Annotated in this window: 24 protein-coding genes; 17 read left to right on the top strand and 7 right to left on the bottom strand. The window is 66.4% G+C overall.

Annotated features, from left to right (window positions below; all coding sequences use genetic code 11):
* The first annotated feature begins 12 nt into the window (after positions 1-12).
* A complete protein-coding gene (locus tag ACFW0H_RS18700; protein ID WP_422915361.1) occupies positions 13-399 on the top strand; it encodes a DUF4345 domain-containing protein in 387 nt (128 codons plus the stop codon).
* Positions 400-502: 103 nt separating this feature from the next.
* Here the strand turns inward: ACFW0H_RS18700 and trmA are convergent, their stop codons facing one another.
* Both trmA and ACFW0H_RS18690 read right to left on the bottom strand, forming a co-directional pair.
* Entirely contained in the window at positions 503-1,597 is a 1,095-nt protein-coding gene (gene trmA / locus ACFW0H_RS18695) for a tRNA (uridine(54)-C5)-methyltransferase TrmA (RefSeq protein ID WP_422915360.1), read from the bottom strand.
* The gene (locus ACFW0H_RS18690) at positions 1,597-2,889 is read right to left on the bottom strand and encodes an NCS2 family permease (protein ID WP_422915359.1); all 1,293 of its coding nucleotides are present in this window, start codon (positions 2,887-2,889) and stop codon (positions 1,597-1,599) included. The genes trmA and ACFW0H_RS18690 overlap by 1 nt, the downstream gene beginning before the upstream one ends.
* Positions 2,890-3,084: 195 nt before the next feature.
* On the opposite strand from ACFW0H_RS18690, the gene ACFW0H_RS18685 reads away from it, so the two are divergent.
* Entirely contained in the window at positions 3,085-3,651 is a 567-nt protein-coding gene (locus tag ACFW0H_RS18685; RefSeq protein WP_422915358.1) for a DJ-1 family glyoxalase III, read from the top strand.
* Positions 3,652-3,788: 137 nt separating this feature from the next.
* On the opposite strand, the gene ACFW0H_RS18680 is transcribed toward ACFW0H_RS18685, so the two are convergent.
* Positions 3,789-4,997, bottom strand: a complete 1,209-nt coding sequence (locus tag ACFW0H_RS18680; RefSeq protein ID WP_422915357.1) for an MFS transporter — start codon at positions 4,995-4,997, stop codon at positions 3,789-3,791.
* 289 nt (positions 4,998-5,286) lie between these two features.
* Here ACFW0H_RS18680 and ACFW0H_RS18675 point away from each other — a divergent pair, with 289 nt between their 5' ends.
* The 8 genes from ACFW0H_RS18675 (at position 5,287) to ACFW0H_RS18640 (ending at position 14,534) form a co-directional block, all read left to right on the top strand.
* Positions 5,287-8,115: a xanthine dehydrogenase family protein molybdopterin-binding subunit gene (locus ACFW0H_RS18675; RefSeq protein ID WP_422915356.1), complete on the top strand. Its 2,829-nt coding sequence runs from the start codon at positions 5,287-5,289 to the stop codon at positions 8,113-8,115.
* Complete coding sequence (locus ACFW0H_RS18670) at positions 8,108-8,647, top strand: (2Fe-2S)-binding protein (protein ID WP_422915355.1); 540 nt, start codon at positions 8,108-8,110, stop codon at positions 8,645-8,647. The genes ACFW0H_RS18675 and ACFW0H_RS18670 overlap by 8 nt, the downstream gene beginning before the upstream one ends.
* A 2-nt stretch (positions 8,648-8,649) precedes the next feature.
* Positions 8,650-9,858: a cytochrome c gene (locus tag ACFW0H_RS18665; protein WP_422915381.1), complete on the top strand. Its 1,209-nt coding sequence runs from the start codon at positions 8,650-8,652 to the stop codon at positions 9,856-9,858.
* A gap of 13 nt (positions 9,859-9,871) precedes the next feature.
* Complete coding sequence (locus ACFW0H_RS18660) at positions 9,872-10,843, top strand: XdhC family protein (RefSeq protein ID WP_422915354.1); 972 nt, start codon at positions 9,872-9,874, stop codon at positions 10,841-10,843.
* A gap of 135 nt (positions 10,844-10,978) precedes the next feature.
* Positions 10,979-11,560: a nucleotidyltransferase family protein gene (locus ACFW0H_RS18655; protein WP_422915353.1), complete on the top strand. Its 582-nt coding sequence runs from the start codon at positions 10,979-10,981 to the stop codon at positions 11,558-11,560.
* A 372-nt stretch (positions 11,561-11,932) separates the two neighbouring features.
* On the top strand, positions 11,933-13,372 hold the full coding sequence (locus ACFW0H_RS18650; RefSeq protein ID WP_422915352.1) for a cytochrome ubiquinol oxidase subunit I: 1,440 nt from the start codon (positions 11,933-11,935) through the stop codon (positions 13,370-13,372).
* A 3-nt stretch (positions 13,373-13,375) separates the two neighbouring features.
* Complete coding sequence (gene cydB / locus ACFW0H_RS18645; protein WP_422915351.1) at positions 13,376-14,383, top strand: cytochrome d ubiquinol oxidase subunit II; 1,008 nt, start codon at positions 13,376-13,378, stop codon at positions 14,381-14,383.
* A gap of 10 nt (positions 14,384-14,393) precedes the next feature.
* Positions 14,394-14,534 carry a DUF2474 domain-containing protein gene (locus ACFW0H_RS18640; protein ID WP_422915350.1) on the top strand — a complete coding sequence of 47 codons (141 nt, stop codon included), beginning with the start codon at positions 14,394-14,396 and terminating at the stop codon, positions 14,532-14,534.
* A gap of 91 nt (positions 14,535-14,625) precedes the next feature.
* Here ACFW0H_RS18640 and ACFW0H_RS18635 read toward each other — a convergent pair whose 3' ends face one another.
* On the bottom strand, positions 14,626-15,750 hold the full coding sequence (locus ACFW0H_RS18635; protein ID WP_422915349.1) for a methyltransferase: 1,125 nt from the start codon (positions 15,748-15,750) through the stop codon (positions 14,626-14,628).
* Positions 15,751-15,833: 83 nt separating this feature from the next.
* Between ACFW0H_RS18635 and ACFW0H_RS18630 the strand changes: the two genes are divergently transcribed.
* Positions 15,834-16,610 (top strand): ferredoxin--NADP reductase, encoded by a 777-nt coding sequence (locus ACFW0H_RS18630; protein ID WP_422915348.1) that lies wholly within the window; start codon positions 15,834-15,836, stop codon positions 16,608-16,610.
* A gap of 124 nt (positions 16,611-16,734) precedes the next feature.
* Here ACFW0H_RS18630 and ACFW0H_RS18625 read toward each other — a convergent pair whose 3' ends face one another.
* Both ACFW0H_RS18625 and ccoN read right to left on the bottom strand, forming a co-directional pair.
* Positions 16,735-16,980, bottom strand: coding sequence for a cbb3-type cytochrome c oxidase subunit 3 (locus ACFW0H_RS18625; protein ID WP_422915347.1), 246 nt, complete (start codon positions 16,978-16,980; stop codon positions 16,735-16,737).
* Positions 16,973-18,409: a cytochrome-c oxidase, cbb3-type subunit I gene (gene ccoN, locus ACFW0H_RS18620; RefSeq protein ID WP_422915346.1), complete on the bottom strand. Its 1,437-nt coding sequence runs from the start codon at positions 18,407-18,409 to the stop codon at positions 16,973-16,975. The genes ACFW0H_RS18625 and ccoN overlap by 8 nt, the downstream gene beginning before the upstream one ends.
* Positions 18,410-18,688: 279 nt before the next feature.
* On the opposite strand from ccoN, the gene ACFW0H_RS18615 reads away from it, so the two are divergent.
* The 3 genes from ACFW0H_RS18615 (at position 18,689) to ACFW0H_RS18605 (ending at position 22,661) form a co-directional block, all read left to right on the top strand.
* On the top strand, positions 18,689-20,359 hold the full coding sequence (locus ACFW0H_RS18615; RefSeq protein ID WP_422915345.1) for a nitrite/sulfite reductase: 1,671 nt from the start codon (positions 18,689-18,691) through the stop codon (positions 20,357-20,359).
* Positions 20,356-20,832, top strand: a complete 477-nt coding sequence (locus ACFW0H_RS18610; RefSeq protein ID WP_422915344.1) for a DUF934 domain-containing protein — start codon at positions 20,356-20,358, stop codon at positions 20,830-20,832. Before ACFW0H_RS18615 ends, ACFW0H_RS18610 begins: the two co-directional genes overlap by 4 nt.
* A gap of 275 nt (positions 20,833-21,107) precedes the next feature.
* Positions 21,108-22,661 carry a TerC family protein gene (locus ACFW0H_RS18605; RefSeq protein ID WP_422915343.1) on the top strand — a complete coding sequence of 518 codons (1,554 nt, stop codon included), beginning with the start codon at positions 21,108-21,110 and terminating at the stop codon, positions 22,659-22,661.
* Between the two features lie 170 nt (positions 22,662-22,831).
* On the opposite strand, the gene mscL is transcribed toward ACFW0H_RS18605, so the two are convergent.
* Complete coding sequence (gene mscL, locus ACFW0H_RS18600) at positions 22,832-23,242, bottom strand: large-conductance mechanosensitive channel protein MscL (RefSeq protein WP_422915342.1); 411 nt, start codon at positions 23,240-23,242, stop codon at positions 22,832-22,834.
* Positions 23,243-23,452: 210 nt separating this feature from the next.
* Here mscL and ACFW0H_RS18595 point away from each other — a divergent pair, with 210 nt between their 5' ends.
* The 3 genes from ACFW0H_RS18595 (at position 23,453) to radA (ending at position 25,463) form a co-directional block, all read left to right on the top strand.
* The gene (locus ACFW0H_RS18595; protein ID WP_422915341.1) at positions 23,453-23,698 is read left to right on the top strand and encodes a YdcH family protein; all 246 of its coding nucleotides are present in this window, start codon (positions 23,453-23,455) and stop codon (positions 23,696-23,698) included.
* A 78-nt stretch (positions 23,699-23,776) separates the two neighbouring features.
* A complete protein-coding gene (locus tag ACFW0H_RS18590; RefSeq protein WP_422915340.1) occupies positions 23,777-24,055 on the top strand; it encodes a hypothetical protein in 279 nt (92 codons plus the stop codon).
* A gap of 43 nt (positions 24,056-24,098) precedes the next feature.
* Complete coding sequence (gene radA / locus ACFW0H_RS18585; protein WP_422915339.1) at positions 24,099-25,463, top strand: DNA repair protein RadA; 1,365 nt, start codon at positions 24,099-24,101, stop codon at positions 25,461-25,463.
* Positions 25,464-25,597: the final 134 nt, after the last annotated feature.

Here is a 25,597-nt window from a genome sequence, read left to right as displayed (position 1 = left end):
CGAGACCAGGCGATGCTCTTCACCCGCATCCTGCTGGGCCTGCAGGCACTGATCCTCACCGTCGTCGGGCTGGCCTACTTCATCCGTCCGGAGCAGATGGCCAGCCTCAGCGGCACGCTGCTGATGGACCCGTCAGCGGTCACCGACGTGCGCGCCTATTACGGCTGCCTGCCGCTGGGTATCGCCGCTTTCCTGTTGCTGAGCCAGTTGCGCCTGCAACTGGCTCGGGCGGCGCTGGATCTGCTGGTGCTGATTTATATTGCCATGGCCCTGGGGCGGATCAGTGGCCTCTGGCTGGATGGCGGCCTGGAGCAGACGTTCAACCTCTACGCGCTGCTGTTCGAGGTGGTCTCGGCGGGGCTGGCCTTCGCGGCGCTGCGCAAGCTGGATGGCGCGTAGAGGGGAGCATCCTGCCCCGTGCCCTGCATTCACCGTCTGGCTCCGAAGTTGGGCCGAGCGTCACCCCTCTCCTCTTCAGGGAGAGGGGCCGGGGGAGAGGGTGTCAGCGCCGCTCCAGCAGCACGCCCGACTCCATGTGGTGGGTATAGGGGAACTGGTCGAACAGGGCGCAGCGCGTGACCTTATGGGTATCGCTCAACTGCTGGATATTCGCCGCCAGGGTCTCCGGATTGCAGGAGATATAGAGGATGCGGTCGAAGCGGCGGGTCAGTTCGCAGGTGTCCGGGTCCATGCCGGCGCGCGGCGGGTCGACGAAGACGCTGCCGAACGCGTAGCCCTTGAGATCGATGCCGGCCAGGCGGCGGAACGGGCGGACCTCGTTCAGCGCCTCGGTCAGTTCCTCGGCGGAGAGGCGCACCAGGGTGACGTTTTCCACGGCGTTGTCGGCCAGGTTGGCCAGGGCGGCGTTGACCGAGGTCTTGCTGATCTCGGTGGCCAGCACCTGGCGCACGCGGGTGGCCAGCGGCAGGGTGAAGTTGCCGTTACCGCAGTAGAGCTCCAGCAGGTCGTCCTGGCGCTCGCCCAGCACATCGAAGGCCCAGCCCAGCATCTTCTGGTTCACCTCGCCATTGGGCTGGGTGAAGGCGCCTTCCGGCTGGCGGTAGCGGAACAGGCGGCCGGCGACGGTCAGTTCTTCCTCGACATAGTCGCGGCCGATGACGATGCGCTTGCCCTTGGAGCGGCCCACCAGGGAAACGCCCAGCTCGGTGGCGAGCTTCTCGGCCTCGGCCTGCCAGGTTTCGTCCAGCGGGCGGTGGTAGCAGAGGGTAATCAGCGCATCGCCGGCCAGGGTGGTGAGGAATTCCACCTGGAACAGCTTGAACGACAGCACCCGGCTAGCCTGCCAGCCGGCTTTCAGGCGCGGCATCAGCTCGTTGATGCGGCGGCTGGCGATGGGGAAGTCCTCGATCAGCACCGGGGTGAACTTGTCACCGGCTTCGAACATCGCGTAGTGGCGGTTTTCGCTGCCGGTCTCGCGCCACAGTCGGAACTCGGCGCGCAGGCGGTAATGCTCGCGGGGGGATTCGAAGACTTCCGGCTCCGGCGCGCTGAAAGGCGCCAGCAGCGCCTTCAGGCGTGCGGTCTTCTCGGTGAGCTGGGCGGCATAGGCCGCCGGGTCGAACTGGGGACGACTCATCAGTGGAAGTAACCCATCTTGATAACGAAGAGCACGGCCAGGATCACCAGGGCCGGGCTGAGTTCCTTGTAGCGGCCGGCCAGGGTCTTGATCGCGGCCCAGGCGATGAAGCCGAAGGCGATGCCGTCGGCGATGGAATAGGTGAAGGGCATGGCCAGGGTGGTGATCAGCACCGGGGCGGCGGTGGTCAGGTCATGCCAGTCGATCTCGGCCAGGCCGGAGGCCATCAGCACAGCGACGAAGAACAGCGCCGGGGCGGTGGCGAAGGCCGGTACGCTGCCCGCCAGGGGCGAGAGGAACAGGGCCAGCAGGAACAGGATCGCCACCACCATGGCGGTGAGGCCGGTGCGGCCGCCGGCGCTGACGCCCGCGGCGGACTCGATGTAGCTGGTGGTGGTGGAGGTGCCCAGCAGCGAGCCGCCCATGGCGGCGGTGGAGTCGGCGATCAGGGCGCGGCCCATCTTCGGCATGTAGCCGTCGGCGCGCATCAGCCCGGCCTTCTTGGCCACGGCGATGAGGGTGCCGGAGTTGTCGAACAGGTCGACGAAGAGGAAGGCGAAGATCACGCTCACCAGGCCGATTTCCAGGGCCCCCTTGATATCCAGCTGGAGGAAGGTGGGCGCCAGCGACGGCGGCATGGAGAAGACGCCGCCGAACTGCGACACGCCCAGGGCGATGCCGGCGATGGTCACGGCGAGGATGCCGATCAGCACGGCGCCGGTCACCTTGCGCGCTTCGAGGGCGACGATGAGGAAGAAGCCGAGTACCGCGAGGATCGGCTCGGGCTTGGTCAGGTCGCCGACGGTCAGCATGGTCACCGGGTGGGCAGTGACGATGCCGGCCTTCTGCAGGGCGATCAGGCCGAGGAACAGGCCGATGCCGGCGGCGATGGCCGAGCGCAGCTCCAGCGGGATGCTGTTGATGATCCACTCGCGGATCTTGAACACCGAGAGCACGAAGAACATGCAGGCGGAGAGGAATACCGCACCCAGTGCCACCTGCCAGGTGTGGCCCATCTGCAGCACAACGCTGTAGGTGAAGAAGGCATTCAGGCCCATGCCGGGAGCCAGGGCAATGGGGTAGTTGGCGATCAGCGCCATGGTGGCCGAGCCGATGGCGGCGGCCAGGCAGGTGGCGACGAAGATCGCGCCCTTGTCCATGCCGGTCTCACCGAGGATGGCCGGGTTGACGAACAGGATGTAGGCCATCGTCAGGAAGGTCGTCAGACCGGCCAGGATCTCGGTGCGCACGTTGGTATCGTGCGCCTTGAGTTGGAACAGCTTCTCCAGCATGTGTGGGCTCCCCGTGACGCACCGCGTCGTTGTCATTCAGCTGGCGAAAAGCAAAGCACAATTGCACGGCGCGCGCGGGCGCCACGGACTTTTCTCTGCCAGTCTGGAAAAAGGCGCGCATCATACCAGCTCGCCCAGAAGCGGTGAATTTATGACCGGACGGACAGCTTCGGTTTCCAGGAAAAGGAGAACGCCATGCATACACAACCTCATCTCCAGGCCCTGATCGCCGTCGCCGAAGGCGTGGAAGACCTGGAAACGGTGACCCTCATCGACGTGCTGCGGCGCGCCGAGGTGAAGACGGTGGTGGGCAGCATCGAGACCCGCCGCATGATCACCCTGGCCCGTGGCACCCGCCTGACCGCCGACACCATGCTGCTGGATGTGCTGGCCCAGGACTATGACCTGATCGTCCTGCCCGGTGGCATGCCCGGCGCCCAGCGCCTGGGCGAGCACGAGCCGCTGGCCGAGAAGGTCCGCGAGCAGGCCAAGGCCGGCCGCCTCTTCGCCGCCATCTGCGCCTCCCCGGCCATGGCGCTGCAGCCCTACGGCGTGCTGCGCCAGCGGCGCATGACCTGCTACCCGAGCTTCAGCGACCGCCTGTCCGGCTGCACCTTCGTCGACCAGCCGGTGGTGGTGGACGGCAACTGCATCACCAGCCAGGGACCCGGCACCGCCCTGGCCTTCGCCCTGACCCTGGTGGAGCAGCTGTGCGGCAAGGCCAAGCGCAATGAAATCGCCAAGGCGATGCTGGTGCCCTGATCGGAGCGGGCTCCATCTGTAGGGGCGAATTCATTCGCCAAGGGCGGCACCGCCGCCCCCCGCTGTATTGCAGGGCAGCCCTTCGGCCTGCTTGGCGAATGAATTCGCCCCTACAAGGATTCACGCCCAGGGCGGATTCAGTGCAACCTGTCCCGCTGCGCCAGGCTCGGGAACAGCCTGATCCACAGCCCGGTCACCAGCAGGGTGCCCACGCCGCCCATCACCACCGCCGGTACGGTGCCGAACCAGGCAGCGGTGACGCCGGACTCGAACTCGCCGAGCTGATTGGAGGCGCCGATGAACAGGCCGTTCACCGCGCTGACCCGGCCGCGCATCTCATCCGGGGTGTGCAACTGCACGAAGGCGCCGCGGATCACCATGCTGATCATGTCGGCGGCGCCGAGCACAGCCAGCACCGCCAGGGAGAACCAGAAGGATGTGGACAGGCCGAAGGCGATGGTGGCCACGCCGAACACCCCCACCGAGGTGAACATGATGCGGCCCACGTTGCGCTCGATGGGGAAGCGCGCCAGCCAGAAGGACATCAGCAGCGCGCCCACCGCCGGCGCCGAGCGCAGCAGGCCGAGGCCCCAGGGGCCGGTGAGCAGGATGTCCTTGGCGAACACCGGGAGCAGGGCGGTGGCGCCACCGAGCAGCACGGCGAACAGGTCCAGGGAAATGGCGCCGAGAATGTCGGGGCGGCTGCGGATGAAGCGGATGCCGGCCAGCAGGTTCTCCAGGTTGGCCGGTGCCTTGCTGGCCTGCTGCTGGTTGCTCGACAGGCCGAGCATCAGGGCACAGGCGGCGAGGTAGATCACCGCGGTCGGGCCGTAGACCCACAGGCTGCCGAAGGCGTAGAGCAGGCCGCCGAGGGCCGGCGCGACTATGGTGGCGGCCTGCATGGCCGAGGCCGAGGCGGCCACCGCGCGCGGGAACAGCTCCTTGGGCACCACGTTGGGCAGCAGCGCCTGGGTGGCGGGCATCTCGAAGGCGCGGGCGGCACCGAGGACAAAGGCCATGAGGAAGATCAGCTCGCGGCTGGCGCTGCCGGTGGCACTGGCGAACACCAGTACCCCGGCCACCAGGGCCTGCAGCACCTGGCAGAGCGCGGCGACACGGCGGCGGTCGAAGCGGTCGGCGACATGCCCGGTGTGGAGCATGAAGATCACCCGGGGCAGGAACTCGACCAGGCCCACCAGGCCCAGGTCGAGGACGTTGCCGGTGAGTTCGTAGATATGCCAGCCAATGGCGACCGTGATCATCTGGAAGCCGCTTGCCGTACAGACGCGCGCGAACCAGAAAGCCAGGAAGGGGCGGTGATGGCGTAGGAGAGTGGGCTGGGACATATCCGAAAATGCTTAGGTTGCTATCGGTGCCGCAGCCTAGCACGCCAGATGAAACATGCGGTTGCATTTGCCGGACAAAGCGTTCGATCAGCGAGTCGCCCGAAGGGATTTTCTGACTAAAGAGACAGATTTCCTCTTTGTGTCTGTCGGTGATTTCGTTAGAATTTGACCTTCAAGTCAGGTTCATCCCCCAGACTATTCTTGTTACGGCCCTTCCCCCCGGAAGGGCCGGCTACCGTTTATTGCACAAAATTTGGGTCCGGCCCCGCCTGGCCCCGGAGAAACGGGCATGTCCACTCCCGCACTATCCCGTCGCGCCTTCCTGCAGGGCAGCGTCGTCGCCGGTATCGGCATCTCCCTCGCGCCGCTCGGCAGCAAGGCCTTCGCCGCGTTGTTCGAGGACCAGGTCACGATCACCCCCGAGCCCTGGTACACCGCCGGCGGCCAGGCCCGTGGGCGGATCGATGGCGTCAGCAAGGTCTGCGGCGGCAAGGTGTTCGCCCGCGATATCCGCGCCAAGGACATGCCCGGCTGGCCGCAGCAGCAGGGCCATGCGCTGCTGCTCAAGGCGACCCGTGCCGACCACCTGTACCAGGGCATCGACCTGTCTATGCTGGGCGACGAACTGAAGCCCGACCGTGTGGTGACCGCCGCCGACCTGGCAAAGGACGGCATCGCCTTCCCCGAAGGCCACAGCCCCGATCCCTTCCTGCCGGAAGGACAGGTGCCGATGTTCATCGGCCACCCGGTGGCGCTGCTGATCTGGAAGGACTTCGACCGCTTCCGCCGGGCGAAGAACATCCTCAAGTTCAACGAGAAGGTGGTGCGCTACGGCGCCCAGGCCCCGCTGTTCCAGCGCGACCCCTACGGCAGCTTCCGCTTCGTCCGCGTCGGCGGCGCCACGCCCTTCGAGCCAGACACCTTCTCCAGCCTGAAGGACAGCATGCTGTTCCCGCTGATCCGCGAGCGCAAACCCACCTGGGGCGCCGGCAACCCCGCCGGTGACCTGACCGCCCAGGGCATCTACCACGCCGAGCAGATGCAAGCGACGCTGGCCAGCCCGCCGGAAGGCTGGATGGTTTTCGACGAGCGCTTCACCACGCAGTCCATCGAGCCCGCCGCCCTGGAAGCGGACAACGGTAACGGCTGGTACGACGCCGCCACCGGCACCCTGCATTTCGTGGTGGCCACCCAGTGCCCCTTCGAAGCGGCCGAGCAGACCGCCCACATGCTGGCACCGTCGCGCTTCAAGGTGCAGAAGCTGAACATGCATCCCGGCTACACCGTGGGTTACGGCTCCAAGGACAACAACATCTTCGTCTTCTACGCCGCCCTGGCCGCCATGTACGGCGACGGCGTGCCGGTACGCCTGGCCAATGACCGCTACGAGCAGTTCCAGAGCGGCATCAAGCGCCACCCCTTCGACATGCACTACCAACTGGCGGTGAAGAAGGACGACCTGTCGTTCCAGATCTTCCGCGCCCATATGGACGTCGACGGTGGCGGCCGCATCAACTACAGCCCCTCGGTGGCCGCGGTCGGCGCTACCGCCGCGCAGTCCATCTACTACCTGCCGCAGAGCGACCTGGCCGCCACCGCCTACCATTCCCGCGGTGTCGAGGCCGGCTCCATGCGTGGCTACGGCACCCTGCAGACCATGGCCGCCACCGAGATGATGGTGGACGAAGTGGCCGGCCGCCTGGGTGTGGACGCCATCGAGCTGCGCAAGAAGAACGTCTTCAAGTCCGGCATGAAGAACACCCAGGGCGCCATTCCCGCCGGTGCGCTGCGCCTGGACGAGATTCTCGACAAGGCGTCGCAGCACGAGATCTGGAAGAACCGCGACGCGCGCAAGCGCGCCGAAGAGGCCAAGGACCCGGACAACTGGTACGGCGTGGGCTTCGCCATCTGCCAGAAGGACTTCGGCACCGGCTCCGAGGCGCCCATGGCGAGCCTGGAGTTCACCGCCGATGGCCGCGTGAAGCTGCGCCAGATCGCCATCGACATGGGCACCGGCATGGCCACCTCCCAGGCCCTGCTGGTGGCCGACTACCTGGGCCGCCCGGCCGACGAGATCCGCACCGGCGAGACCGAGTGGGCGGAGCTGGCGCTGACCACCAGCGGCAACCCCTACCTGATCAGCCAGGCCGAGCAGGACACCGCGCTGAAGAACCCGCGCTGGGTCGGCAAGCTGGCCTCGCCGTCCTCGGCCACCAACTCGGCTTACTACACCGGCCACGGCACCCGCGAGGCGGCGCGCATCCTCTTCAACCACGGCCTGTGGCCAGCGGCCCTGGCCATCTGGGGCCGCGGCGAGTACGGCGGCCTGGCCAACCCCTACGTGGTGCGCCGCGAGGATGCCAACTGGGTGGAAGGCAAGCTGACCGCCAACGGCCTGCCGCCGATTCCGTTCGAGCTGCTGGCGCACAAGGCCCATGAGCTGGGCCTGGTCACCGGTGTCAGCGTCCACGGCTTCAACCGCTGGTCCTGGGCCGCGGGCGAATTCGAGATCGACGGCCGTCGCGACACCTTCCCCCTGGACGCCGTGGCAGTGAAGTACGGCGACGGTGCCGCCGAGGCGAAAAAGGCGAAGATGACCAGCCACGGCTTCCACCTGCTGGACCGGGCCTCCATCAACTACCCGCCGACCCAGCTGAACAACGCCATGGTCACCTACTACAGCCCGGTGGCCACGCTGGTGGAAGTGAAGGTGAACAAGGGCAGCTTTGATGCGCGGGTAATCAACCACCACTCCTGGCTGGAGTGCGGCCGCGTAATCGTGCCCGAACTGGTGCGCGGCCAGCTGGAAGGTGGCATCGCCATGGGCATCGGCCATGCGCTGCTGGAAGAGATGCCGAAGTACGAGGGCGGCCCCGGCGAGGGCACCTGGAACTTCAACCGTTACCAGCTGCCCCGCGCCAAGGACTGCGCCGTCTGGACCCAGACCGCCGAAATCCTGCCGCCGCTGTCGCCCAGCGACCCGGCCAAGGGCATCGCCGAAGTGGTGATGATCCCCGTGGTCGGCGCCATCGTGAACGCCGTGGCCCACGCCACCGGCAAGCGCCTGCGCGACCTTCCCCTGACTCCGGCCCGCATCAAGGAGGCCCTCCATGGCTAAGCGCGCCCTCAGCATGACTCTCAACGGCCAGGCCGTCGGTCCCTTCACCGTGGACGACGACCTGATGATGATCGAATTCCTCCACGAACACCTGAACCTCACCGGCTCGCGCCTGGGCTGCGGCCAGGGCGTCTGCCACGCCTGCGTGGCGATCCTCGACAAGCCGGACGGCACCAGCGAGGAAATCCGCACCTGCATCACCGGCGCGCACTTCTTCGACGGCAAGCAGGTGCGCACCATCGAAGGCCACGCCAAGCGTGACGCCAAGGGCGAGGTGACCGAGCTGAACCCCGTCCAGCAGAAGTTCATCGACCAGTTCGCCTTCCAGTGCAGCTACTGCACCCCCGGCTACGTCAACGCCGCCACCGTGCTGGTGGAAAAGCTCCAGCGCCAGCCGGTCAAGCGCAGCGAACTGGAAGGGGAGATCGAGAACGCCCTGGGCAAGCACATCTGCCGCTGCACCGGCTACGTCCGCTACTACAACGCCGCGCGCGAAGTGGTGGAAGGCCTCGGCCTGGTCAAGGAGGGTTGATGATGCGTGGGATTTTCCTCGTGGCCCTGCTGCTGCCCCTGGCCGCCCAGGCGGCGGAACAGGCCCAGATCGAGCGCGGCAAGTACCTGGCCCGCGCCGCCGACTGCGTGGCCTGCCACAGCGTCGAGGGCGGCGCCGAATACGCCGGCGGCCTGCCGCTGGTATCGCCGTTCGGCACCATCTACGGCACCAACATCACCCCGGACAAGGAGCACGGCATCGGCCACTACAGCGCCGACGAGTTCTACAAGGCGGTGACCCAGGGCGAACGCAGGGATGGCAGCAAGCTCTACCCGGCCATGCCCTACACCTCCTACCACCTGCTCAAGCGCGAAGACTCCGACGCCATCTACGCCTACCTGATGAGCCTGGAGCCCGTCGCCAAGCCGAGCCCCAAGACCGACCTGGCCTTCCCCTTCAACGTCCGTTTCGGCATGACCTTCTGGAACATGCTCTACAAGAACCGCGTGCAGTTGGCACCGGCCGACGGCAAGGGCGAAGCGTGGCAGCGCGGCCAGTACCTGGTGGAAGTGCTCGGCCACTGCGGCGAGTGCCACACCCCGCGCAATGCGGTTGGCGCCTTGCAGCAGGACCTGCGCATGAGCGGCGGTGTCATCCTCGGCTACGAGGCGCCCAGCCTGCTGGCCAAGGACCTGGCCGAACGCGGCTGGACCACGGACGACCTCACCACTTTCCTCAAGCACGGCATCAGCGAGCAGGGCTCGGTGTTCAACGAGATGTACCCGGTCCTGCACCACAGCACCCAGTTCCTGCCCCAGGATGACCACCGCGCCATGGCCACCTACCTGCTCGGCGAGCAGCCACCGGCACCGCGCGAGATCGCCGCCGTGGCCGAAGACCAGCTGCGCGAGAGCGCCCAGCGCGGGCGCCAGCACTACCTCAATGTCTGTGCTGGCTGCCACGGTGCGGCGGGTGAGGGAGTGCCCCACGTGGCGGTGGCGATGAACGGCAATACCACCCTGCGCCTGGCGGACTCGCGCAACCTGGTGCGGGTGATCGACGACGGCATCCGCGAACAGCATTTCACCGGCTTCGAGCGCATGCAGCCAATGCCCGGCTTCAGGGATAAACTCGACGACGGCCAGATGCGCGACCTGCTCAATTACCTGCGCCAGTCCTGGGGAGGCCTCGAGGACGAGGTGGCTCCGGCGCAGGTCGCGGAGCTGCGCGGCGAAGTCCAGTCCCATTGAAGGCGATATCCCGATGCAACACCTTGACCTGCTGGTAGTGCGCAAGGCCCTGGAATGGTCCACGTCCGGCCAGCGCGTGTGGCTCTGCACCGTCCTGGCCACCTACGGCTCGGCGCCCCGCGCACCGGGCTCGCTGCTGGCGGCCAATGCATCCGGGCACTGGATCGGCTCGCTGTCCGGCGGCTGCGTGGAGGATGACTTCCTCGAACGCCTGGCCGCCGGGGCTTTCCCCGAGCCGGTGCAACTGGTGCGCTACGGCGACGGCAGCGACAGCCAATCGTCGATCCGCCTGCCCTGTGGCGGCATTCTCGACGTGCTGGTGGAAAACCTGCCATCGGACTGCGACGTCCAGGCCCACCTGCGCGAACTGGAAAGCGCCCTGGCCGGCCAGCGCCGGCTGATCCGCGAAGTCTCGTTGCCTGACGGTGCGCGCCGCTTGCTGCCGGACCGTGAGCACGGGCCCAGGGTGGAACGCGACGGCGACCTGTTGCACCTGCGCGTCGGCGCTGCCCAGCGTCTGCTGCTGGCGGGCTATTCCACGGTGGCCCAGGTGTGCGCGGAGTTCGGCCAGAGCCTGGGCTTCGAGGTGGTGCTCTGCGACCCCCGCGACGAGGCGCTGCAGGGCGTCGAGCTGCCTGGAGTGGAAATCCGCCGCGAGCTGCCCTCGGAGTTCATCCGCCTGGGCGGCTGCCATGCCGATACCGCCGTGGTCGCCCTGACCCACGACCCGAAGATCGACGACCTCGCCATGATCGAGGCGGTACGCACCGAGGCCTTCTACATCGGCGTGATGGGCTCCATGGCCACCAGTACCAAGCGCCTGGAGCGCCTGCGCCGGGTCGGCGGCCTGAACGATGCGGAAATCGCCCGCATCATCGCCCCCATCGGTCTCAACCTGGGCAGCAAGACGCCTTCGGAGATCGCCCTGGCGGTGTTGGCGGATATCCTGCGGGTGCGCAATGGGATTGCGCGGGAGCGGGTGTAAGGCGGTTGATACCTTGTAGGGGCGAATTCATTCGCCAAGCAGGCCGAAGGTCTGCCCAACAAGGTCCAGGTGGCAGCTGCGCTGCCCTTGGCGAATGAATTCGCCCCTACAGATTCATCACCTCGGAGTCGCTGAATGCCCACCGTCCCCGCCCTGATCCTCGCCGCCGGCTTCGGCAGCCGCTTCGGCAGCGACAAGCGCCGCGCCACCCTGGCTGACGGCCGCACCCTGCTGGCTGCCAGCCTGGAGGGCGCACGGCGGGTGTTCGGCGAGGTGCACCTGGTGCTGCGCCCGGAGGATGACCCGGTGGCGCTTGGGCTGCCGGACGATTGCAGCATCATCCTTTGCGCGGACGCCGGGCAAGGCATGGGCCACAGCCTGGCGGCCGGGGTGCGGGCGTTATCCACAGGCCGGGCCGATGCCATCGCGGTGCTGTTGGGGGATATGCCCTGGATCGCCGAATCCAGCCTGCACGCGCTGCTGGCCAGGGCCGATGCCGCGCGCATCGTGTTCCCGGTCCATCAGGGCGAACGTGGCCACCCGGTGCTGTTCGGGCGGCAATTCTGGGCCGAGCTGCAGCAGCTCACCGGCGACGAAGGCGCCCGCCGGGTCCTGCGCGCCCATGCCTCGGCCTGGGTGGCGGTGGGGGTGGATGATCCGGGTGTGCTGCGCGATGTGGACAGCCCAGAGGCCCTCACCCCCAGCCCCTCTCCCTGAAGGGAGAGGGGAGTTAGTCCGTGCCGCTTGTAGCCTTCATGCTCTGATCGGGTCTGGTCTGACGGCGAGCACCGCGATATCAGGCGCGAGTCACCCCTCTCCTCTTCAGGGAGAGGGGCCGGGGGTGAGGGTTGCGGCAACCTGTCGCGCGGCAACGAACCACAGATTCCCTCGCGCACGAACCGGCTAATCTCTAGGCATTGCTTGATCCGCGTCAAAACCTCCGGTGCGGATCTGTGAAGGGCCAACCTGGCTCTTCATCCACCTGTAGCAGCCCCCGACCTAAAAGAACAATTGCGCTCGGCCTGTCTCCTCCATCCAATGGAGTCGAGCGGGGCGTGTGCCCGTATCAACCTGATTAGAGGATTCGCCATGTTCGGATTGGAGGCTCTCGATCTCGCCCGAATGCAGTTCGCCTTCACCGTGTCCTTCCACATCATCTTCCCGGCCATCACCATCGGCCTGGCGAGCTACCTCGCCGTGCTGGAAGGCCTGTGGCTGAAGACCGGGCAGGAGGTCTACCGCGACCTCTATCACTTCTGGTCGAAGATCTTCGCCGTCAACTTCGGCATGGGCGTGGTTTCCGGCCTGGTGATGGCCTATCAGTTCGGCACCAACTGGAGTGCTTTCTCCGACTTCGCAGGCTCGGTCACCGGGCCGCTCCTGACCTACGAGGTGCTCACCGCCTTCTTCCTCGAAGCAGGCTTCCTCGGCGTCATGCTGTTCGGCTGGAACCGCGTGGGACCGAGCCTGCACTTCTTCTCCACGGTCATGGTGGCCATCGGCACCATCATTTCCACCTTCTGGATCCTCGCCTCCAACAGCTGGATGCAGACCCCGCAGGGCTTTGAAATCATCGATGGCCGCGTGGTACCGGTGGACTGGCTGGCGGTGGTGTTCAACCCGTCCTTCCCCTACCGCCTGCTGCACATGGCCACCGCCGCCTTTCTCGCCACCGCCTTCTTCGTCGGCGCCTCGGCGGCCTGGCACCTGCTGCGCGGTCGCGACAACCCGGCGATCCGCAAGATGCTCTCCATGGCCATGTGGATGGCCCTGGTCGTCGCCCCGGTGCAAGCCTTCATCGGCGACCTGCACGGCCTCAACACCCTCAAGCACCAGCCGGTGAAGATCGCCGCCATGGAAGGTCACTGGGACAACAGCCATGGCGAGGCCACCCCGCTGATCCTCTTCGGCTGGCCGGACATGGAACGTGAGGAAACCCGCTTCAAGGTGGAGATTCCCTACCTGGGCAGCATCATCCTGACCCATAGCCTGGACAAGCAGGTGCCGGCGCTGAAGGAGTTCCCCAAGGAGGACCGCCCCAATTCCACCGTGGTCTTCTGGTCGTTCCGCATCATGGTCGCGCTGGGCATGCTGATGATCCTGGTCGGCGTCTGGAGCCTGTGGCTGCGCTGGCGCGGCGGGCTGTTCCGCTCGCGGCCCTTCCTCCTGCTCTGCCTGTGGATGGGGCCTTCGGGGCTGATCGCCCTGCTCGCCGGCTGGTTCACCACCGAGATGGGCCGCCAGCCCTGGGTGGTCTACGGGCTGATGCGCACCAGCGAGGCGGTGTCCAACCACAGCGTGGCCCAGATGAGCCTGACCCTGGTGAGCTTCGTGGTGGTGTACTTCGTGCTCTTCGGGGCGGGCCTCGGCTACATGATGCGCCTGGTGCGCAAGGGCCCGGTCACCGACGAAGGCAAGGAACTGGGTACCGGCGGCCCCGGCCAGCACCGCACCCCTGCGCGCCCGCTCTCGGCGACCGAAGAGGGCATGGACGATGAAGACAACGCTGCAACCCTGCCGAGGAACTGAACCATGGGCGTCGACCTTTCACTGATCTGGGCCATCATTATCATCTTCGGCGTGATGATGTACGTGGTGATGGACGGTTTCGACCTCGGAATCGGCATCCTCTTCCCCTTCGTCAAGGATGACGGCGAGCGCGACGTGATGATGAACACCGTGGCGCCGGTCTGGGACGGCAACGAGACCTGGCTGATCCTGGGCGGCGCGGGCCTGTTCGGCGCCTTCCCGCTGGCCTATTCGACGGTGCTCTCGGCGCTGTACCTGCCGCTGATCTTCATGCTGCTGGGGCTGATCTTCCGTGGCGTGGCCTTCGAGTTCCGCTTCAAGGCCAAGCCGGCCAAGCGTCACCTCTGGGACAAGGCCTTCATCGGCGGTTCCATCGCCGCCACCTTCTTCCAGGGTGTGGCCCTGGGCGCCTACATCGAGGGCATCCCGGTGGTGAACCGCGCCTACGCCGGCGGCTCCCTGGACTGGCTGGCGCCCTTCCCGCTGTTCTGCGGCCTGGGCCTGATCGCCGCCTACGCGCTGCTCGGCTGCACCTGGCTGATCATGAAGACCGAAGGCCGCCTGCAGCAGCAGATGCATGACCTGGCGCGTCCGCTGGTGCTGGTGCTGCTGGGCATCACCGGCATCGTCAGCATCTGGACCCCGCTGGCCCACGCCGAGATTGCCCAGCGCTGGTTCAGCCTGCCCAACCTGTTCTGGTTCATGCCGGTGCCGATCCTGGTGCTGGTGTGCACCTGGGCGCTGCTGCGGGCAGTGGCCAACAATGCCCACCATGCGCCCTTCGTACTGACCCTGGTGCTGATTTTCCTCGGCTACAGCGGCCTGGGCATCAGCCTGTGGCCCAACGTGATCCCGCCGTCCATCTCTATCTGGGACGCGGCGGCGCCGCCGCAGAGCCAGGGCTTCATGCTGGTGGGCGCGCTGTTCATCATCCCCTTCATCCTGATGTACACCGCCTGGAGCTACTACGTGTTCCGCGGCAAGGTGCGGGTGGAAGATGGCTATCACTAGGAGCGTCGCCATGGGCGAACCCGAGAAGAAACCCCTGTGGCAGCGCCTTGGCTGGCTGGTGGGCATCTGGGCCCTCAGCGTGCTGGCGCTTGGCGTGGTGGCCTACGTGCTGCGCATGTTCATGTCGGCGGCGGGGTTGAGTACGCACTAGGCGTACGCCCGGAATTGGCTGTAGGGGCGAATTCATTCGCCCCTACAGGGTTTTGTCGCCCGGAGGTGAGTCCGAGCGATGTGCGGCAGAGCTACTTGCTCGCCTTCAGCACCACGAACTTCGGCGTCGCCGCCACCTGCTCAACACCCCGGAACAGCCGCTTGAGCTTGGCGTGGTAGCCCAGGTGGCGGTTGCCCACTATCCACAGCTCGCCCCCGGTCACCAGCGCATTGCGCGCCTGCACGAACATGCGCCAGGCGAGGAAGTCGCCCACCACCTGCTGCTGGTGGAAGGGCGGGTTGCACAGCACCAGATCCAGGGAGTCCGCCGGCTGCTCGGCCAGGCCATCGCCTGCACGGATATCCACGGGGCGCTCGCCCAGGGCGGCGCGCCAGTTTTCCCGCGCGGACTGCACCGCCATGTAGGACTCGTCCACCAGGGTCATCCGCGCCTGCGGGTTGGCCAGGGCGTAGACGATGCCCAGCACGCCGTTGCCGCAACCCAGGTCCGCCGCACGGATATTCGCCAGGCTGCGTGGCAGGTGCGGCAGGAAAGCGCGGGTGCCGATGTCCAGGCCTTCGCGGCAGAAGACGTTGGCGTGGTTCACCAGGCTCAGGCGCGGCTGGTCCAATTGGTAGTGGCTGGGGTAGGGCGAGGCCACCGCCGGTTTCTGCTCCGGCGTGGCAATCAGCAGGCGCGCCTTCTTCACCGCCAGTGATGGCTGCATCGGGCCGACGTATTTGGCCAGCAGGTCACCGGCCGCGTGGGGCAGGTGCTTGACCATGCCGGCGGCGACCACAGTGGCGCCGGGGGCGAGCCGGCCCTGCAGGCGGATCAGCTGTTCTTCCAGCAGGGCCAGGGTCTTGGGCACGCGGATCAGCACCCGGTCGAACGGCCCCTCGGCCTCCTCGCTGGCCGGCACGAAACGCAGTGGCGCATCCGCCAGGGCGTTGCGCGCCAGGTTGCGCTCCAGGGCGATCCGGCCCAGGTGGGAATCGCCGCTGCTGGTGACCTGCGCGTGTCGCGCCAGGCTGGTGGCCAGGGCGCCGAAGCTGTCGTTCAGCACCAGGATGCGGGTCTGGGCGGTGATGCCTTGCTCATGCAGGTGGTTGAGCAGGTACTCGTCGGCGGCATCGAAGGCCTGCAGCGGGTCGTCCTGCTGTTCGGGATGGCGCACCAGGTCGAGCTGGGCGAAAGGCGTAGCGAATATAGGCATAAGAACCGGCGGTGTTTCTGAAGGCCGCTTTGCGAGACACTGGGACGGTCTTCGAACGAATCGGAAAAGAGTGGGAGCGGAGTATGACCGCCAGCGAAGAGAAGTTCACCCGTCAGACCCTGCTGGATGTGCAGACCCTGACGCCCAGCCTGTTCACCCTGCGCACCACCCGCGACGCGGGCTTCCGCTTCCGTGCCGGGCAGTTCGCCCGCCTGGGGGTGACCAAGGCCGACGGCAGCACGGTCTGGCGCGCCTATTCCATGGTCTCGGCGCCTTATGACGAGCACCTGGAGTTCTTTTCCATCGTCGTGCCGGACGGCGAATTCACCAGCGAACTTTCCCGCCTCGAGGAAGGCGACACCCTGATGGTGGACAGGCAGGCCTTCGGCTTCCTCACCCTCGATCGTTTCGCCGATGGCCGCGACCTCTGGTTGCTGGCCACCGGCACAGGCCTGGCGCCCTTCCTGTCGATCCTCCAGGACCTGGAAGTCTGGGAGCGCTTCGAACGCATCATCCTGGTCTATAGCGTCCGCCACGCCGCCGAACTGGCCTACCAGCCGCTGATCCATTCGCTGAAAGACCTGGAATACCTCGAGGGTGCGGCCGACAAGCTGCTGTACATCCCGGTGGTCACCCGCGAAGAGGTGCCCGGCGCGCTGCACGGGCGCATCACCACGCTGATCGAGAACGGCGAACTGGAACGCGCCGCCGGCCTCGCACTGAGCCCCGAACACTCCCGTGTGATGCTCTGCGGCAATCCGCAGATGATCGACGACACCCGTGCGGTGCTGAAGGCCCGCGACATGCACCTGAGCCTGAGCCGCCGGCCGGGGCAGGTGGCGGTGGAGAATTATTGGTAGGCCTGTGTGGAGGGTGAAGCTGTTGTAGGGGCGAATTCATTCGCCAAGGGCAGCAACGCTGCCCCCTGCAATCTTGAAGGGCAGACCTTCGGCCTGCTTGGCGAATGAATTCGCCCCTACAGGTTCAAGCCTCCATGTCGATTTGGCCCGCACAACCCCCATCACACCTTCCCGGACATCTGCACCCCGTGCTGCTGCGGCCGGTGGCGCGCTCCATGCGCCGGGCCACGGGTTCGTCATCGGCGAAGGGCAGCATGGTGGCTTCGTCCAACTGGCGCTGGCTCCTGCCACCCAGGCTGGCCTGGGTGGCGAGGTAGAAGAATGTCACCGCGCCCAGGCCGAGCAGGGCGAAGGCGCTCTCGCTATCCATGGGCCACCGCCTGCGGCACGGCGTCGGTGGTGCGGGCATCGCCCACGCGCACCGTGCGCCAGGTGTTCCAGGCCATCAGCAGCATGCCGGTGACGAAGAACATGCCGCCGACCATGCGCACCACGAAGCCCGGGTGGCTGGCCTCAAGGGCTTCAACGAAGGAGTAGGTCAGGGTGCCGTCCTCGTTCACCGCGCGCCACATCAGGCCTTGGGTGATGCCGTTGACCCACATGGAGGCGATGTACAGCACGGTGCCGATGGTGGCCAGCCAGAAGTGGGCGTTGATCAGGCCGATGCTGTGCATCTGCGCGCGCCCCCAGAGGCGCGGGATCAGGTGGTAGAGCGAGCCGATGGTGATCATCGCCACCCAACCGAGGGCGCCGGCGTGCACGTGGCCGATGGTCCAGTCGGTGTAGTGGGAGAGGGCGTTGACGGTCTTGATGGCCATCATCGGGCCTTCGAAGGTGCTCATGCCGTAGAAGGCGAGCGACACCACCAGAAAGCGCAGGATCGGGTCGTCGCGCAGCTTATGCCAGGCCCCGGAGAGGGTCATCATGCCGTTGATCATCCCGCCCCAGGACGGTGCCAGCAGGATGATCGACATCACCATGCCGAGGGACTGCGCCCAGTCCGGCAGGGCGGTGTAGTGCAGGTGGTGCGGGCCGGCCCAGATGTACAGGGTGATCAGCGCCCAGAAGTGCACGATGGACAACCGGTAGGAATACACCGGGCGCCCGGCCTGCTTCGGGATGAAGTAGTACATCATCCCCAGGAAGCCAGTGGTGAGGAAGAAACCCACGGCGTTGTGGCCGTACCACCACTGCACCATGGCGTCGGTGGCGCCGGAGTAGACCGAGTAGGACTTGAACCAACTCACCGGGATGGCCAGGTGATTGACCACGTGGAGCATGGCGGTCACCACGATGAAGGCGCCGAAGAACCAGTTGCCCACGTAGATGTGCTTGGTCTTGCGCTTCATCACAGTGCCGAAGAACACCACCGCGTAGGCGATCCAGACGATGCCCATCCACACCGCACCGGTGAACTCCACCTCGGCGTATTCCTTGGTGGTGGTCAGGCCCTGGGGCAGGGTGACCAGCAGTATCACCACCAGCGCCTGCCAGCCCCAGAAGGTGAAGGCCGCAAGCCCGCCGCCATAGAGCCGCGCCTGGCAGGTGCGCTGCACCGTGTAGTAGCTGGTGGCGAACAGCGCGCTGCCGCCGAAGGCGAAGATCACCAGGTTGGTGTGCAGCGGGCGCAGGCGGCCGAAGCTGGTCCAGGGCAGGTCGAGGTTCAGCGCCGGCCAGACGAGCTGGGCGGCGATGAACACGCCCATGCCCATGCCGACGATGCCCCAGACGATGGTCATCAGGGCGAATTGGCGAACCACCTTGTAGTCGTAGGTCGGTTCCGGGAGTGCGGTGTTCATGTGCGGGCCTTTCGGTTGGGAAGACTGAGCGGTTGCCACTCTAGAAAGGTCGCTGCAAAGGAAACAGACTCAGATCGTAGGGCTTTTTAGAGCTCAGATTGGTCGGGATGTCACCCATGTAGGAACGAGCTCTGCTCGCGAATGACGCTGCTTCGCGAGCAGAGCTCGCTGCTACCCGGCAATCTGATCTGATACGGTTTTTTGCGTCAGATCTGGCGCTGTTTATTCACGGCCCCGCTGGCGATAGTGACGCCTCCGCCCGCCTTGCTGGAGCCCTCGATGTACCACTACGACGACTACGACCGCGCCCTGGTGCAGGAGCGCGTGGCGCAATTCCGCGACCAGGTGGCGCGGCGCATCAACGGTGAGCTGTCGGAAGAGGAGTTCCTGCCGCTGCGCCTGCAGAACGGCCTCTATATGCAGAAGCACGCCTACATGCTGCGGGTCGCCATTCCCTACGGCACCCTGTCGTCGAACCAGCTGCGCTGCCTGGCGTGGATCGCCCGCGAGCACGACCGCGGCTACGGCCACTTCACCACCCGGCAGAACATCCAGTTCAACTGGATCGAACTGGCCGAAGTGCCGGACATCCTCCAGCAACTGGCCGAGGTGGAGATGCATGCCATCCAGACCTCCGGCAACTGCGTGCGCAACATCACCACCGAAGCCTTCGCCGGGGTGGCCGCCGACGAACTGCTGGACCCGCGCCCGCTGGCCGAGATCCTGCGCCAGTGGTCGACCATCAACCCCGAATTCCTCTTCCTGCCGCGCAAGTTCAAGATCGCCCTGTGCGCCGCCGAGCAAGACCGCGCCGCCGTGCAGATGCACGACATCGGCCTTTACCTCTACCGCGACGATGCCGGCGAAATGCGCCTGCGGGTGATGGTGGGCGGCGGCCTCGGGCGTACACCGATCCTCAGCCAGCAGATTCGCGACGGCCTGCACTGGCGCCACCTGCTGTCCTATGTCGAGGCCATCCTGCGGGTCTACAACCGTCACGGTCGGCGCGACAACAAGTACAAGGCGCGGATCAAGATCCTGGTCAAGGCGCTCGGCATCGAGGCCTTCGCCCGCGAGGTGGAGGCCGAGTGGCAGCACCTGAAGGACGGCCCCGCCGAACTGACAGAAGCCGAGTACCAGCGGGTCGCCGCCAACTTCGACGCACCGTCCTACGCGCGTCTCGACGATGCCGACCTGGGCTTCGGCAGCCACCTGGCGCAGGACCCCGGGTTCGCCCACTGGTGCGCGCGCAACCTGCAGCCGCACAAGGTGCCGGGCTATGCCGCCGTGGTGCTGTCCACCAAGCCGGGGCCCGATGTGCCGCCCGGCGACGTGACCGCCGTGCAGATGGAGGCGGTGGCGGACTGGGCCGAGCGCTTCGGCTTCGGCGAGATCCGCATCGCCCACGAACAGAACCTGGTGCTGCCCGATGTGCGCAAGGCGGACCTGCACGCGCTCTGGCTGCTGGCCCGCGAGCAGGGCCTGGCGGCCGCCAATATCGGCCTGCTCACCGACATCATCGCCTGTCCGGGTGGGGACTACTGCTCCCTGGCCAATGCCAAGTCCATCCCCATCGCCCAGGCGATCCAGGCGCGTTTCCCTGACGGAGCCGCGCTGCAGGAACTGGGCGAGCTGAGCCTGAACATCTCCGGCTGCATGAACGCCTGCGGCCACCACCATATCGGCAATATCGGCATCCTCGGCGTGGATAAGGGCGGCAGCGAGTGGTACCAGATCACCCTCGGCGGCGCCCAGGGCATGGACAGCGAGTTGGGCAAGGTGATCGGCCCATCTTTCAGTGCCGAGGAAGTGCCGGATGTGATCGAGAAGGTGGTGGAGACCTTCCGCGCCTACCGCGAGCCGGAGGAGCGTTTCATCGACACGGTGCGGCGCATCGGCCTGGAGCCCTTCAAGGAACGGGTCTACGCCAAGGCGGAGGTGCCGGCATGAACAACCTGATCAAGTTGCTGGACGGCCAGGCGCGCCTGGTGGACGACCCCTGGACCCTGGTGCGCGAGGCGCAGGAGCCCTTGCCTGCCGGGCCGCTGATCCTGCCGCTGTCGCTCTGGCAGGAGCGCGATGGCGGCGACGGCCTGTTGCTTCTTCCGGATGACGAAGTCGAGCCACTGGCCCCCCTGTTCGACGGCGTGCCCCTGATCGCTGTCGATTTCCCCAGCTTCCGCGACGGCCGTGGTTACAGCCAGGCCTACCTGCTGCGCACCCGCCTGGGCTGGCGCGGCGAGCTGCGGGCGGTGGGCGACGTGCTGCGCGACCAGCTCAGCCATATGCGCCAATGCGGCTTCGATGCCTTTGCCGTGCGCGAGGACAAATCCGCCGAGGATGCGCTCAAGGGATTGGCAGGCGTGAGCGTGCTCTATGGACGTTCGGTGATAGAGCCCAGACCGTTGTTCCGTAGGCGTTAAGAGATTTCATACATCATTGGTAAAGATTTCCGGCTTAAAGCTGGCGATTTTCTGACCTAGCATTCGCAGTCCGTTTATCCGAACCGGAAACCAATGGACAGCGACAGTTGTAAGCCGCCCCCTGCACGCCAGGGTGCGGCCCCCCTTCCCAACGGCGTCCCCGCGCGCCAATTCGAATCGCAGCGCCCTGCTGCCCACTCTTCGTGCATGTCGACGCAACGCCAGCAGGCGTGGTCCGCGCCTGCCCGTAATATTTCTCCGAGAGCCTGACCGCCATGGAATGGATACTTGACCCCACGGCCTGGCTGGGCCTGCTGACCCTGATCGTCCTCGAGATCGTCCTGGGTATCGACAACCTGGTGTTCATCGCCATCCTGGCTGACAAGTTGCCGCCCCATCAGCGCGACCGCGCGCGATTGATCGGCCTGTCCCTGGCGCTGGTGATGCGACTGGGCCTGCTGGCCAGCATCTCCTGGCTGGTGACCCTGACCACGCCCTTGTTCGAGGTGCTCGGCAAGAGCTTCTCCGGCCGTGACCTGATCATGCTGTTCGGTGGTGTGTTCCTGCTGTTCAAGGCCACCATGGAGCTGCACGAGCGCCTGGAGGGCCGTGTGCACAGCCAGGCCGGCAGTCGTACCTACGCCCTGTTCTGGCCGGTGGTGGCGCAGATCGTGGTGCTGGACGCGGTGTTCTCCCTGGACGCGGTGATCACCGCCGTGGGGATGGTCGAGCACCTGGAAGTGATGATGATCGCCGTGGTCGTCTCAATCGGCCTGATGATCATCGCCAGCAAGCCGCTGACCGCCTTCGTCAACGCCCACCCGACGGTGATCATGCTGTGCCTGGGCTTTCTGATGATGATCGGCTTCAGCCTGACCGCCGAGGGCCTGGGCTTCCATATCCCGAAAGGCTACCTGTACGCCGCCATCGGCTTCTCCCTGCTGATCGAGGCCGCCAACCAGCTGGTGCGCTGGCGCCGCAAACGCCAGCTCCAGGGCGACCGTAGCGTGCGTGAGCGCACCGCCCATGCCGTGCTGCGCCTGCTGGGCGGGCGCGGCGTGGAGGCCGAGGAGGTGGGCGAGGAAATCGCCGATCTGTTCGACGGCAACGACGTTGGCAAAGTGCCCTTCGACCGCCGCGAGCGGATCATGATCAGTGGCGTGCTGGGCCTGGCCGAGCGCCCGATCCGCACGCTGATGACCCACCGCGGCGAGGTGGAGCGCATCGACCTGGAGGAACCGCGCGAGGCCATCCGCGACGCCCTGTTGCGCTCGCCCCACTCGCGCCTGGTGGTGATCCGTGGCGGCAACGTCGATGAGCCCCTGGGCTACCTGCACAAGAAGGAGCTGCTGCGCGAGCTGCTGCAGGGCGAGGATCCGGATATCGAGCAACTGCGGCGCGTCCCGCCGAACCTGCCGGAAAGCGCGTCGGTGCTGGGCGCCCTGGAAGGGATGCGCAAGGCCTCGACCCACGTGGCCTTCGTGGTCAACGAGTTCGGCGGCTTCGAGGGCCTGCTGACCATGACCGACATCCTCGAATCCATCGCCGGCGAGCTGCCTGACGCCAGCGAAGTGGACGGTATGGATATCGAGCCCTGCGAGGGCGGCTGGAAGGTCAGCGGCGCGGTGAACCTGAGCCTGCTGGGCGAGCGCGTCGGCTTTGCCGCCAAGCCTGGCGAGGACTACCAGACCCTGGCGGGCCTGGCCATGAGCCTGCTGGACCGCCTGCCGGCGACCGGCGACTCCCTGGAGGTCGAGGGCTGGCGGCTCAAGGTGATCGAGGTGAAGGAAAGGCGGGTGAATCGGTTGTTCCTGACGCCGATGGTGTAGGTCGGGAAGGTCTTGTAGGGGCGAATTCATTCGCCAAGCGGACCGCAGGTCCGCCCTGCAAATCCAAGGGGGCCGCTTCGCGACCCATGGCGAATGAATTCGCCCCTACAGGTAAAAGCAACAACGGCGCCGATAAGGCGCCGTCATCTTTTCCGCGATGCGCCGCAGGACTACTTGTTCTGCTGCGCCTTCAACAGGTCGCGGATCTCGGTCAGCAGTTCCTGCTCCTTGCTCGGGGCCGGCGGAGCCTCGGGGGCGGCGGCCTCTTCGCGCTTGAGCTGGTTTATCGCCTTGACCCCCATGAAGATGGCGAACGCGACGATGACGAAATCGAGCACTGTCTGAATGAACTTGCCGTAGGCCAGGACAACCGCGGGGATGTCGCCCTCGGCGGCCTTGAGGGTGATGGCCAGGTCGGAGAAGTCCACCCCGCCGATCAGCAGGCCAATGGGCGGCATGATCACATCGCCCACGAAGGACGAGACGATCTTGCCGAAGGCGGCACCGATGATGATGCCCACGGCCATGTCGACCACATTGCCCTTGACGGCGAAGGCTTTGAATTCACTGAGCAGGCTCATGTTTCACTCCCTGAGGTTCTGGTTTTAAGGCTGAAGTGTAATTCAGCGAACAGAGGCTGCCAGCGCTGGCCACCTCCTTGTGCGGGGTGCACATGCTAGGGGCCTGCATGGACAGTGCCAAGCCCGGGCCAGGTTTCCGTCAGGCGGCGCTTCCCGGCCCCGGGGCCTGGTCTAGCCTGAGAGGGAGGCTGCAAGAGGAGGGTCGCTGCCATGCCATTAGAACATCACCCGCTCAACCGTGAATTCCCGGAGTTCAAGGACACCATGCGTTCGCTGCTGCAGAGCGACGCGCACTTTGCCCGGTTGGCGGGGGAGTACCAGGATCTGGATTCGCGCATCTACGAAGTCGAGGACGGCAACCAGGCCCTCGACGACAACACCCTGCACGACTGGAAGGTGCAGAGGGTCGCCCTCAAGGACGAAATCGCCCGAATGCTCAAGAAAGCCAGGGGCTGAGCTCGGCATTGACCGGGATCAACGGGGCCGGGGAGGTGGCCCGATAGGCTGGGGCATCCAATAGCCGGAGACCGCCCCATGCCTGCCACCACCCAGTTGCCCGGCGCGGACATTTCGTCCGCGTCGCCGTCCATCCCTGAGCGTCGGGAAGCCATCGAGCGCCTTGAGCGCCTGCAACAGCAGTACGACCTGCTGAAAGATCGCGTTGCGCGTGTCGAGGAGGGCAGCGAGCCGGAAGACGGCTCGAGCCTGACCGTCCTGCAGATGCGCCTGGATGCTCTGCGCCAGGACCTGGAACGCCAGCGCCGGCGCGCCAGCGGTCAGTGCTGCAACTGCGGGGGCGGCTGCGGCGGCTGATCCGCTATCATGCGGGCTTTCGTTTTCTCGACGGAGTCCGCTGATGGCCAAGGCCAAGCGCATGTACGGCTGCACCGAGTGCGGCGCCACCTTCCCCAAATGGGCCGGCCAGTGCGCCGACTGCGGGGCCTGGAACACCCTGGTGGAAACCGTGCTGGAGGGCGCCGCCGCGTCGTCCGGCGGGCGCGGCGGCTGGGCTGGCCAGCAGGCGCAGATCAAGACCCTGGCCGAAGTCAGTGTCGAGGAGATGCCGCGGTTCTCCACCGCGTCCACCGAACTTGACCGCGTCCTAGGCGGTGGCCTGGTGGACGGCTCGGTGGTGCTGATCGGCGGTGACCCCGGCATCGGCAAGTCCACCATCCTCCTGCAGACCCTCTGCAACATCGCCGCGCGTTTCCCCGCGCTCTATGTCACCGGTGAGGAGTCCCAGCAGCAGGTGGCCATGCGCGCCCGCCGCCTGGGCCTGCCGGAAGACAAGCTCAAGGTGATGACCGAGACCTGCATCGAAAGCATCATCGCCACCGCCCGGGTCGAGCAGCCCAAGGTGATGGTGATCGACTCCATCCAGACCATCTTCACCGAGCAACTGCAGTCCGCCCCGGGTGGCGTCGCCCAGGTGCGCGAGAGCGCGGCCCTGCTGGTGCGCTTCGCCAAGCAGAGCGGCACGGCGATCTTCCTCGTCGGCCACGTGACCAAGGAAGGCGCCCTGGCGGGCCCGCGCGTGCTGGAGCACATGGTGGACACCGTGCTGTATTTCGAGGGCGAGTCCGACGGCCGCCTGCGCCTGTTGCGCGCGGTGAAGAACCGCTTCGGCGCGGTCAACGAGCTGGGCGTGTTCGGCATGACCGACAAGGGCCTGAAGGAGGTTTCCAACCCGTCGGCCATTTTCCTCACCCGGGCCCAGGAGTCGGTGCCCGGCAGCGTGGTGATGGCCACCTGGGAAGGCTCGCGACCCATGCTGGTGGAAGTGCAGGCGCTGGTGGACACCAGTCACCTGGCCAACCCCCGCCGCGTCACCCTGGGCCTGGACCAGAACCGCCTGGCCATGCTGCTGGCGGTGCTGCACCGTCACGGCGGCATCCCCACCTACGACCAGGACGTGTTCCTCAACGTGGTGGGCGGGGTCAAGGTGCTGGAAACGGCCTCCGACCTGGCGCTGATCGCCGCCATCATCTCCAGCCTGCGCAACCGGCCCCTGGCCCACGATGTGCTGGTGTTCGGCGAGGTCGGCCTGTCCGGCGAGGTGCGTCCGGTTCCCAGCGGCCAGGAGCGCCTGAAGGAGGCGGCCAAGCACGGCTTCAAACGCGCCATCGTGCCCAAGGGCAACGCCCCCAAGGAAGCGCCGCCCGGTCTTGAGGTGGTGGCGGTGACCCGGCTGGAGCAGGCGCTGGACGCCTTGTTCGAGTAAGGGGAAACCCCGCTTTCGCGAATGAATTCGCTCCTACAAGGCGGTGCCGCGTCAGCCGTGTAGGGTGGATAGCGCTTTTCTATCCACCAGCGAGGCTAGGCAAGACACCGATGGTGGGCTGAAGCCCACCCTAC

Origin of the sequence: Metapseudomonas cellulosilytica, from assembly GCF_049334135.1 — a bacterium.
Lineage (GTDB): Bacteria > Pseudomonadota > Gammaproteobacteria > Pseudomonadales > Pseudomonadaceae > Metapseudomonas.
This window is presented reverse-complemented; position numbering and strand designations above follow the sequence as displayed.

Bases quoted from the DNA above. Each gene is read 5' to 3' on its own strand.
- ACFW0H_RS18610 (WP_422915344.1), top strand. From the start codon at position 20,356: ATGAACAACCTGATCAAGTTGCTGGACGGCCAGGCGCGCCTGGTGGAC.
- ACFW0H_RS18630 (WP_422915348.1), top strand. From the start codon at position 15,834: ATGACCGCCAGCGAAGAGAAGTTCACCCGTCAGACCCTGCTGGATGTG.
- ACFW0H_RS18590 (WP_422915340.1), top strand. From the start codon at position 23,777: ATGCCTGCCACCACCCAGTTGCCCGGCGCGGACATTTCGTCCGCGTCG.
- ACFW0H_RS18595 (WP_422915341.1), top strand. From the start codon at position 23,453: ATGCCATTAGAACATCACCCGCTCAACCGTGAATTCCCGGAGTTCAAG.
- ACFW0H_RS18640 (WP_422915350.1), top strand. From the start codon at position 14,394: ATGGGCGAACCCGAGAAGAAACCCCTGTGGCAGCGCCTTGGCTGGCTG.
- ACFW0H_RS18615 (WP_422915345.1), top strand. From the start codon at position 18,689: ATGTACCACTACGACGACTACGACCGCGCCCTGGTGCAGGAGCGCGTG.
- ACFW0H_RS18625 (WP_422915347.1), bottom strand. From the start codon at position 16,980: ATGGATAGCGAGAGCGCCTTCGCCCTGCTCGGCCTGGGCGCGGTGACA.
- ACFW0H_RS18665 (WP_422915381.1), top strand. From the start codon at position 8,650: ATGCGTGGGATTTTCCTCGTGGCCCTGCTGCTGCCCCTGGCCGCCCAG.
- ACFW0H_RS18690 (WP_422915359.1), bottom strand. From the start codon at position 2,889: ATGCTGGAGAAGCTGTTCCAACTCAAGGCGCACGATACCAACGTGCGC.
- ACFW0H_RS18635 (WP_422915349.1), bottom strand. From the start codon at position 15,750: ATGCCTATATTCGCTACGCCTTTCGCCCAGCTCGACCTGGTGCGCCAT.
- ACFW0H_RS18655 (WP_422915353.1), top strand. From the start codon at position 10,979: ATGCCCACCGTCCCCGCCCTGATCCTCGCCGCCGGCTTCGGCAGCCGC.
- ACFW0H_RS18700 (WP_422915361.1), top strand. From the start codon at position 13: ATGCTCTTCACCCGCATCCTGCTGGGCCTGCAGGCACTGATCCTCACC.
- cydB (WP_422915351.1), top strand. From the start codon at position 13,376: ATGGGCGTCGACCTTTCACTGATCTGGGCCATCATTATCATCTTCGGC.
- ACFW0H_RS18605 (WP_422915343.1), top strand. From the start codon at position 21,108: ATGGAATGGATACTTGACCCCACGGCCTGGCTGGGCCTGCTGACCCTG.
- ACFW0H_RS18650 (WP_422915352.1), top strand. From the start codon at position 11,933: ATGTTCGGATTGGAGGCTCTCGATCTCGCCCGAATGCAGTTCGCCTTC.
- radA (WP_422915339.1), top strand. From the start codon at position 24,099: ATGGCCAAGGCCAAGCGCATGTACGGCTGCACCGAGTGCGGCGCCACC.
- mscL (WP_422915342.1), bottom strand. From the start codon at position 23,242: ATGAGCCTGCTCAGTGAATTCAAAGCCTTCGCCGTCAAGGGCAATGTG.
- ACFW0H_RS18660 (WP_422915354.1), top strand. From the start codon at position 9,872: ATGCAACACCTTGACCTGCTGGTAGTGCGCAAGGCCCTGGAATGGTCC.
- ccoN (WP_422915346.1), bottom strand. From the start codon at position 18,409: ATGAACACCGCACTCCCGGAACCGACCTACGACTACAAGGTGGTTCGC.
- ACFW0H_RS18675 (WP_422915356.1), top strand. From the start codon at position 5,287: ATGTCCACTCCCGCACTATCCCGTCGCGCCTTCCTGCAGGGCAGCGTC.
- ACFW0H_RS18670 (WP_422915355.1), top strand. From the start codon at position 8,108: ATGGCTAAGCGCGCCCTCAGCATGACTCTCAACGGCCAGGCCGTCGGT.
- trmA (WP_422915360.1), bottom strand. From the start codon at position 1,597: ATGAGTCGTCCCCAGTTCGACCCGGCGGCCTATGCCGCCCAGCTCACC.
- ACFW0H_RS18680 (WP_422915357.1), bottom strand. From the start codon at position 4,997: ATGTCCCAGCCCACTCTCCTACGCCATCACCGCCCCTTCCTGGCTTTC.
- ACFW0H_RS18685 (WP_422915358.1), top strand. From the start codon at position 3,085: ATGCATACACAACCTCATCTCCAGGCCCTGATCGCCGTCGCCGAAGGC.